The following is a 1,985-nucleotide window of genomic DNA, read 5'->3' on the forward strand; positions in this document are numbered from 1 at the left end:
TGGGCTACCAGAAACCCGGAATTTGTTTTCATGTACAATGGCAAGGTATCCGGGGATTACCGCTATCTTGACGCATGGGTAAATGCTATCTGGTTACGCAGTGCTATCCAGATTTCCTGCATGGATGGCATGACCATTGCAGGGCGTGTGCCTTACACTGAAGCAGGCTATACCCAGATTAAGGCATGGTTACAAGACCCCATCAACACAGCTCTCTTAAATGGAGTTATTGACGCTGGCGTAGTGCTTTCTGAAAAGCAGAAAGCAGAGTTATATGTGGAAGCTGGGCAGGATATTACGGAACAGCTTTTCACAGAGGGTTATTTTGTACAGGTGGAAGACCCCGGAGCGGCTGTTAGGGCTGAAAGGGGAACGCCTATTATTAATGTGTGGTACACCTATGGCGGCAGTGTTAACAAGCTGAATGTACCCATGACAGCCTTAATGTAAGGGGGTGGCATAAATGAATAATATTACTAGTGCAAACGCTACCGCCTACATGGTAGTCAAAGATTTATACCCTGCTGGCTTTGCTCTGAATAACTTTAGCACTGACCAAGCCATTGATGAAGCAGAGGATACCATTGCTGAAACCCGGATGGGCGTGGATGGTTACATGGCGGCTGGCTATACGCCCAGCATCAAAAATGTAACAATTCAGTTTGAAGCAGCTAGCCCCAGCGTACAGTTCTTAAATAACTTGTATCTGGCAAGCCAGAAGAACAGGCGTACTTATGAAGTTACGCTGGTTATCACTGTTCCTGCTGTGGGTAAGACCTACACCTACACCGGGGGCGTACTGAAAACAGCCAAGGCTCTTCCTGCACTGAAAAGGGTACTTGACCCGGTAAGCTATGGCTTCGATTTTGAGAAGAAGACCATAGCATAAGAAACACGCCTGTAAACGCAGTTTATACGGCTACTCATAAACTTAATGGGGGCTTGTATAAAACTGCGTTATAGGGCGTTTTACGGCTTTCTAGGGGGTAATTATGTTAAAAGAAAAAACTATCACAATTAACGATAACGGCAATTCACTCCAGTTTAAAATCAAGCAGTTAACGGCTACCCAGCAGGAAGAATTGATTATCAAAGCCTTACTGCTGTTAGCCAATAAGGAACTGGGTGACATGGATGTGAATGAACTGAAAAACTACCAGCTTAACACAAAGGCTTTATTTTCTGCCCTTGAAAAGCTGGATTATACAAGAGTGAAAGAACTTTCTGACATTCTGCTGGGGTGCTGTTACCGGGTAGTAGGCAAGATGGAAGAGAAATGCACCCCGGAAACAGTGGACGGCTACATTGAGGATTTCCGCACACTGCTCACGCTGAAAAAGGAAGCTTTCAGCTTGTCTTTTGATTTTTTTCAAGACGCAGGGAACTCCCAAGAAGTCAAGCCAGCGGTAAGCATTGGCAGGAGTACCCAAATGTAAGGAACTTGTTTGCTGTGATATTGAGCCGTAATCTGGCTACTTTATATGAACTGCAAACAGTATACAGCTATGAGGACGCAATGGATCTGTATGAAATTGCGTATATTAACGGAATCAATGAGGCTAAAGCATGGCAAAAGTAGTTGATACTTTATATATAGCGTTAGGCATTGACGCTTCAAAACTTGATAAAGGGCTGGCAACAGCACAGAGCAAGCTGGCGGTAGGCTTAAAATCTGCTATGAGTAAAGTATTTGCTCCCCTGCTGGCTGGTGCTACCCTTTCCTTTGGTGCGTTATTTGACAGCATTACCAAAGAGTTAGGGCAGATGAATAAGCTTTCAAAGGCTTACAAAGTCAGCATTGAAGACATGACAGCGTGGAGCAGGGCTATAGAGAACGCTGGCGGCAGTGTAGAGGGCTTTGAGCAGACCCTAGGCACTCTGAACATGAATCTGACCCGGATGGCTATTACAGGGCATTCCAGAGTAAAACCTTTCTTTGAAGCCATGGGGTTGGATGCCACAGAACTGGCACAGAAGCCTATCAC

At 45.3% G+C, this 1,985-nt stretch carries 4 protein-coding genes; all 4 read left to right on the plus strand.

Annotation, left to right across the window (positions count from 1 at the left end):
* Positions 1 to 450 (plus strand): DUF3383 family protein (locus ACJMM4_RS00370; RefSeq protein WP_405382511.1); only part of this gene is annotated, 450 nt, incomplete at its 5' end.
* Between the two features lie 13 nt (positions 451 to 463).
* On the plus strand, positions 464 to 889 hold the full coding sequence (locus ACJMM4_RS00375) for a phage tail fiber protein (RefSeq protein ID WP_405382513.1): 426 nt from the start codon (positions 464 to 466) through the stop codon (positions 887 to 889).
* Between the two features lie 103 nt (positions 890 to 992).
* Positions 993 to 1,436, plus strand: coding sequence for a hypothetical protein (locus ACJMM4_RS00380; protein WP_405382515.1), 444 nt, complete (start codon positions 993 to 995; stop codon positions 1,434 to 1,436).
* A gap of 130 nt (positions 1,437 to 1,566) precedes the next feature.
* Positions 1,567 to 1,985: hypothetical protein (locus ACJMM4_RS00385; RefSeq protein ID WP_405382516.1), on the plus strand; the 419-nt coding region annotated here is incomplete at its 3' end.

Origin of the sequence: Phascolarctobacterium sp. (assembly GCF_045124115.1) — a bacterium.
Classification (GTDB): Bacteria; Bacillota; Negativicutes; order Acidaminococcales; family Acidaminococcaceae; genus Phascolarctobacterium_A.